Genomic DNA, 7049 nt, shown 5'->3' with positions numbered 1-7049 from the left:
TGTGAGCCTGTACGTTGCAACTAACACCCTGATTCCGACAGAGGGTTTGGCAAGATACCCCTTGCCGAAAGAATTCCTCAAACGGTCGAGTCTTCGCAACGCATCGTGCTCAGGCGCCCGCGCGCCATCGCAGTCAACCGTTTGAGAGCATCGTCACCTACATGGCCGGCATGACACTCCACGACTGGGCGGCATCGCTCGCCCCGATGCTCGCTGCGCAGTTGACGCTACTCCGGCCTTCAACTCCCTGATGCCAGAATTACCAATGCACACATCGATCCGGGCATCATCCGGCTGAGGCCGCGTATTGAAGCATCAAAACGCCGAATCCATGCGACAGCGCAATCCTTGCTCGATCTTCGGCGGTCGCGCAAGAGAAATGTATGGCCTGATGCACCCCGGGCTCACGTAAGACTGCAAAGATTCACCGCCCGGGCCGTCGCTTCCCGGCTCGACTCCCCGCAGCAGCGATAGCATTGTTTCACTTCTGGAACGCCGCCGTTCCAGCCCGCTGTCTGGCGTCGCCCACCGTGTCGCCGCATACTCTGGACATGATACCGGCGCGGTTGCGGGGCGGGTTGGATGCGCCTGTCTCCGGACCTCGGGCTGCGGCGGACCCATCTGTGGCCCGCCGGTGCAGAGGGCGTCACGGCGGATGGAACGTGGCCTCGATGATCCGCCGCGGTGCTCCGGGCGCGTCCTTCCAGCGCGTGGGTCGCGCGCCGGCGCTGCGGCTCTTTTGCAGCCCGGCGCGGTGCGAAGCAGTGGGCGCAGTGTTCGAGGATCCGTTCGCTCGCCGCATCGACAATTTCGACATCTTCAAGTGGAGGCTGGCGATTGCCGTGAAGGGAGACGACGTCGCGAGCGGCACGCGCCTCGCCGAGCTCTGGGACCCACGAGCGAATTCCGGAGCCCGACTGAGGCAAGGCCAGTTCTACTGACCGGGTGACCAGGATCAGATTGCCATTTCCATCTCAACCAGAGATATCCATAAAAACGACACGCTCGCTTAGACGTTGACAGCGGTTCCGCTTTTGAGAATGATTCCTCCGCGCTGGTCGATGAACCACGGAACGGGCTCTCCACTGCGGAGCCCACAGCGCATCTTGCGGCGTGGCCAAGATGCACCAATGAATCCCTGCGCCCGACCACGCGCTTGGTTTGGAAACATAACCGACCAAAAAAAAGCACATTAGCGAGCCAATGAAACACATCTGTCACATGACGCCCATGCGCGCCCTGATCGACGGCCTTGTCGCCGGAGGCATCTCGCTGAGCACACCCGCTCAAGCTCAGCTTGACAAGCCGATATCAGTATTTTAGGTATAAGGTGCATGCGCAGTAAGGTGCTGCCATGTTGCTGCAACCCACTAGAGCTGGTTGCATGTCCACTCGGACCTGCACGCCACTCTAGAACTAGGAAGGAATATCATCATGCATAATAATCAGGGTAACGCCCAGCAGGTTCAGGTCGTGCAGCCCAAGCGTTCGATGAAGATCAAGTCGAATGTCAGGGGTAGCACGAGCGTCTGCGCCTGAGCAGAACCTAGCTGTCTCTCCTGACCTATAGGAGAGTGGTCGCGGGGCACATCGATCGATTGATGCCGATGTGATTCCGATCTCTAGCCCTGATCGTTTAATAGGGTGAAACATCGCGAATTTCATATGCTCAACGATAGGTGCCTCGCGGCTTTTCCATGGCAGGAGGGAGCGCGCTCTGCTGAGCGTTCTCTCGTCAGTGACACCTGAGCAACATGGGCATATCGACCGTATATTTTTCCAGGGACACCGCAACCACAGTTGCGGCGGACCCGCTCTGGCATGCGTTGAACGAATCTAAAATTATTTCAATCCTTGCCTGAGAGTGAGTCGCAATGCGATGATCGCCGCCGATCGATTCACCTCTACACCAGCCGTGAGCCCCGCCGGTCATGCGCGGTCGTTTGATGACACCGAGGTCTGGGTACGACCGTTGCTCAGACGGGTACCCATCACGCGCGTCGTCGACGTGACTCCGCTCGACTATCTGGAGCTGCCAAGCTGGGTGGCCGTCACGCCGCTCGCCAAGGACCTCACCACCCACGCAGGCAAGGGGTTGACGCACCGCGCTGCGCGCCTGAGCGCGATCATGGAAGCCATCGAGCGGTGCTGCGCGGAAGACCTCCCCGCCAGTACTGAGGTTCGTCGCGCGTCCTTCGAAGAGCAGCGCGAGAGCGCTGGCGACGCGGTGCTGAACCTCGAGGACTGCGATCTGCCGTTCCGGAGCGTGTACCGGCCAGACCGCGCATGCTCTTGGATGATGGCGTTCGACCTGATCCAGCGGCAGCACGTCTGGGTGCCGGTCGACCTGGTAATCACCCCCGGCAGCGATGGGATCTATCCGGGGCCCCACACGAACGGCCTCGCATCGGGGAATACTTACACGGAGGCGGCGTTGCACGCCCTGTGTGAAGTAATAGAACGCGACACTGTGGCACAGCACGAGTTCTGTGATGAGGTCGCCGAGTCCGGCGACCATGACGTGCCACAGTGTCGGATGATAGATCTCGACACCATCCCGGGTGAGTGCCAGGAATGGCGTGATCGCATTACTCGCGCGGGGCTGCGGCTCGCGATCGGAGAGCTGATCAACAGCACAGCGGTGTCCACCTTCGCCGCAGGCATCCTGGACCCGGCATTTCCGAGCCTCCACGGCGCGACAGAGCGTCGTTTTGCGGGCTGGGGGACCGATCTCGACCCGCAACGCGCCGTCCTCCGCGCCGTGACCGAGGCCGTGCAGAGCCGCGTCGTCACGATGCAGGGTGCGCGCGATACCTTCGAAGGCGGCCAATCCATCGATCGCACATGGACTATGCAGAGACTCGCCGACTTCTATTATCCGCGAGAGTTGCACCCGTTTGACGCTGCCAGGAGCAGCTCGTCGGGCGACCTGCTGCACGACCTCGAGGAGGTCTGCGAGCGTCTAGCTAGCGCGGGGTTCACGCGTTGCATCGTCGCGGATCTTACCCGGTCCGATCTCCAGGTCCCCGTCGTTCGCATCATCGTGCCAGGGATGAGTGGCCCGATCAGCTGCGGCGAGCGTCCGTCCTGGCGCCAGTTGAGGCACTTGCTGTGACATCTGCCCATTTGCAACGCGAAACCTCGCACGCGGACACACCTTGGGTCTACGTCGGCCCGAGCATCTCACCGAGCGCAGTGGCTGAGCTGCTTCCTGGTGCGCGGATTCGAACCCCCGTAGTGCGTGGAGACCTGTATCGCGATCGGGAGCTTGGCGGTGCCATCTTCATCATCATCGACGGCGTGTTCTCGCACGAGCTTGCTGTCTCCCCGCGCGAGGTCATCGATATCGTGCGCGATGGCGCGCTGGTACTCGGCGCGTCGAGCATGGGCGCGCTGCGCGCCGCCGAGTGCTGGCCGGTCGGCATGCGAGGCATAGGGCTAGTTTATCGAGCGTTTCGGATGGGCGTCTTGAGCAGCGACGGCGAGGTCGCGGTCGGCACAGACCAAGACAACGACTATCGCGCCGTCTCCGTGGCGCTGGTCAACGTCCGGTACGCGGTTTCTCACGCTATCCGGCGGCAGATTTTGGACCGTCCGTCTGGGCGGCGCCTCGTCGACGTCGCCTCACGGATGTTCTACCCCGAGCGTCAGTGGCGCGCTGTCCTGCGCGAGGCGCGCGTCGCGGATGAGTCTGGGGAGCTCCTGAGATTTCTCTCCGCGCAAGACATCAAGCGACAAGATGCAGTCCAAGCGCTCCAGCATGCTGGCGAACTCCTCCGCCTCGAGAACGTCGCCGAGAAATATGGCCGTGCGCATAGCGAGCCATTTGTTCGACCCAACCGCACAATCTCCGAGCCGTTCTTCGGGAGCTCCGCCGAAGCCTTGCGCGATGAGCTCGTGGAGTGGCTATTCGGCACAGGCAGGTACCGGCGCTACATCTGGACTCTGCTCGCAGGTCACGCCGATTTCCAGGGGATGCCGCAGACGGACAGGGCCGAGCGACTACGCGAGGTGCTCTGTGATGTTCTTGCTCGGACTCTTCCGCACGACGCCACATTTGCAAACAGGATCTGGGAAGAGCTGGAGTTCCTCGGCGAGCTACACGCCGAGATCGCGAGGATGTACGCCGCAAAGCGTCTAGCTCAAGACGCCGAGCGCATGTCATTGCGCCTCGATCCGCGGATCCTCCAGCGTGTTCGGGAGGAGGTGAGCATCGCTCACGGAGCGTACCAGTGGTCCTTGCTCCTGGAGAACGTCGTCGATGGGCGTTTCTGCGGTGCGATTCCCTTCGCGTGGATCGACAGGACCTGCCACGCCATCGCGAGCGCGCGCGCGTTCGTCGAGCACATGAGCTCAGCCCGCTCAGCCAAAGGGACGGCCAGCAAGAGAGCGAATGAGTCCGCGCCGTCCCGGCAGCTGCGCCCCCGCGAGCGTCATGAGCGGCACACTATCGACGACAGCGAGTCCAGCGGCTTGCCCCCAGGCTAGCATCGTCTGCTCGTCCGAGAGAATCTCGATGCACAGCGGTTCGGATACATCCGCAGCCAGCTCCGTGGCAAGGGTGCGGGCATCTTCTTCAGCCCGCGCAACGATCGGTCCGAGCTGGCGGATATTCGTGGGCCACGACGAGAGTCCGAAGCCGACGACCCCTCCGCCACGCTCGACCACCAGCGCACGGTCGGACGAGGCGAACAACGCTTTGAGTAGGCGACGGCGCGAACCTCCCTGCGCCTCTTCGTCCAGCGCGCAAATCTCATCGATATCCGCGGCGGTCATGCTCCGTAACCCGTCGCGTGAGGCTGCACGCCTCAAGCTCGCGCGACCCTCGAGCCGCACGGAGGTCACGCTCGTCGCGATGAAGCCAACCTGCTCATACAGCGGCCGTCCCATGTTCGATGCGAACAAATAAACGACGATGTCGTTCCCCTGCTTCAGCGCCTGTTGCAGCAGCTTTCGCCCCAAACCGCGCCGCTGATGGGCCTCGCTCACGAACATCATTGCAATGACGGCCAGCGCGTCGAATCGGTTGAGTATCACCGTCCCCGCCAACTCACCGTTGTCGAGCTCGAGACCGAAAGCGTCGCCGACGGAGAGCAGCAGCCGCCACCTCGCCTCGGTGGTCTTCCAACCACCCTGGCGCACCAGCGCAGTGCAAATGGACGCATCCTTGTCGTCAAGTTTTCGAATCAGCACAGCTTCTCGATCCGGTGTGGAAAACAGCTACTAGGAGGCTTTAAGGGGTAAGGCGAGCGACGATTTGAATGCCCGCATTGGTGCCCTCCGCGGCGGCAACGATAGCCATCTGGGAAGGCGAGGTCAGATCGCCAGCGGCATAAATGTTTCGCTGCGAAGTCTCTCTCTGTTCGTTCACCCGGACGAATCCATCCTCCGTGAAATCCAGGCCTAGCTGCTGGACGAGCGGCGTCTGGTGCTGCTTGGGAAACATCAAGACGGCTTCTCGTGGGATTTGCTCCCCGTCCTCCAGCTCGATGGCTGACAGCGCGGTGTCCCCCACAAACCTACGAACCCGCTTTTTGATGATAACTGCACCCCCTGCTTTCTCGAGGCGATCGAGAGCTTCAGGGTCGAGGTCCGTGACACCGCCAGTAAAGAGGATGACATCGCTCGACCAGTTTTTCAAAATACGAGATGCACCCAGACCTTTGGGACCTGACTCGATGACAGCGATTGGCTTGTCACGAAACTCCCAGGCGTGGCAGTAGGGGCAGCCAAAAACGGTTTTACCCCAGAACCGCTCGAAACCATCGATCCGCGGATGCTCATCCACCATTCCGACCGCGAGCAGGATGGCAAGCGACAGGATTTCTTTACCGTCCTCCAAGCGAGCCCAAAACTGGTTAGCTCTTGGGACCAACTCGGATACCCGCCCCTCCGTGTAGGTAACGGTCTGATAGGGCTCGAGCTGTTCCCGACCGATCTTCCGGAGCACCGGTGGAGGAGTACCGTCTCGAGACAGGAAATTGTGTACCGCGTGGGCAGCCTGATTCCGGCCGGGTCCACCATCGACCAGAAGTACCTTCTTACGCGCGCGCCCGAGGGTGAGGGCTGCGCTCAAACCGGCGTGTCCGCCGCCAACAATCAACACGTCATACATCGCCTGCAACACGGTACTTCCTTTCAGTATGTGGACAAGGGTAGCGACGCAATCCCTGAATCAGTTCCCTTCTGGACGACCCGCCAGGCTCGATCCGCACTTCCGAAGCAATTTTACGGCCTGTTTGCACCAGAGGGCACGTTCCGACTCCGTCATCGTCGAGACGGAGGACGCCGGACCTTAAAGACAGCGCTCTCAAGGTGGGCTTTTTCCAGGACCTAATACCATTTGGGTATTCGACGCGCAAGGGCGCCTTCAGGGCGCTCGACCGGCTGCGCGACGAAGGCGTGATCAAGGCCTGGGACCGGGGCATCGTCGTTGGCGGACCGTACAGTTCGGGCGCGCTGGTCGGCGGCCCGAATTTCGAATACGCGCCCGCCAGGCCGGAAATCCTCGACAGGGTCGCCCGGATCAAGACGATCGCCGACCGTCACGGTGCCAGCATGAAGACGGCGGGGCTGCAGTTCGCGCTGGCCAATCCGGCCGTGGCCGCGGTCATTCCCGGCGCCAGCCAGCCGGGCCGCGTCGCGGAGGACCGGGCTGCGCTGAACGAGGTCGTGCCGGCCCATTTCTGGCGCGAGCTGCGGAGGGCCGGTCTCGTCAGCCCTGCTGCGCCCCTGCCCATCGCGGATTGACCGACATACGTTGCCGCGCGGCCGGGGGCCCCGGCGGGTAGGAAGTCCAAGCGCCTTTGTGGATGTCAAAAAACTTCAGCTTCTGCAGCCTCTAGGTCGGGTCGAGTGGACATAATCTCCCCTGTGCGATGTCGCTCGCGTGTGGAAATTCGATAAAATTAATATGTTATCGGACTCGTTGTGATCTAAATAATGGCAGCGGGCTACCGTGACCCCTTGCAATCGGGCCTGGCCGCCGGGCGCGCGGCGTCGGTCGGCGATCAGACGGGCACACATGTACGCCCCTGGGCCCTGCGGCG

4 protein-coding genes and 2 pseudogenes are annotated in these 7049 nt (G+C 61.9%); 4 read left to right on the top strand and 2 right to left on the bottom strand.

Features of this window, described 5'->3' with window-relative positions; genetic code table 11:
* Positions 1-662 precede the first annotated feature (662 nt).
* The 3 genes and pseudogenes from WMF36_RS07590 to WMF36_RS07580 all read left to right on the top strand — a co-directional run.
* Positions 663-941, top strand: coding sequence for a hypothetical protein (locus WMF36_RS07590; protein ID WP_437578935.1), 279 nt, complete (start codon positions 663-665; stop codon positions 939-941).
* Between the two features lie 938 nt (positions 942-1879).
* Positions 1880-3115 (top strand): YcaO-like family protein, encoded by a 1236-nt coding sequence (locus WMF36_RS07585; protein ID WP_437578934.1) that lies wholly within the window; start codon positions 1880-1882, stop codon positions 3113-3115.
* Positions 3112-3636 (top strand): annotated as a pseudogene (locus WMF36_RS07580) (TfuA-like protein); the annotation flags it as partial. The gene WMF36_RS07585 and the pseudogene WMF36_RS07580, both read left to right, overlap by 4 nt.
* A gap of 726 nt (positions 3637-4362) precedes the next feature.
* Here the strand turns inward: WMF36_RS07580 and WMF36_RS07575 are convergent.
* Complete coding sequence (locus WMF36_RS07575; protein ID WP_437578933.1) at positions 4363-5193, bottom strand: GNAT family N-acetyltransferase; 831 nt, start codon at positions 5191-5193, stop codon at positions 4363-4365.
* Between the two features lie 40 nt (positions 5194-5233).
* A complete protein-coding gene (locus WMF36_RS07570; protein ID WP_437578932.1) occupies positions 5234-6127 on the bottom strand; it encodes an NAD(P)/FAD-dependent oxidoreductase in 894 nt (297 codons plus the stop codon).
* A gap of 224 nt (positions 6128-6351) precedes the next feature.
* Here WMF36_RS07570 and WMF36_RS07565 point away from each other — a divergent pair.
* Positions 6352-6750: pseudogene (locus tag WMF36_RS07565) on the top strand (aldo/keto reductase); the annotation flags it as partial.
* Between the last annotated feature and the right edge of the window lie 299 nt (positions 6751-7049).

It is taken from the genome of Sorangium sp. So ce887 (assembly GCF_051521455.1).
GTDB lineage: Bacteria > Myxococcota_A > Polyangia > Polyangiales > Polyangiaceae > Sorangium.
This window is presented reverse-complemented; position numbering and strand designations above follow the sequence as displayed.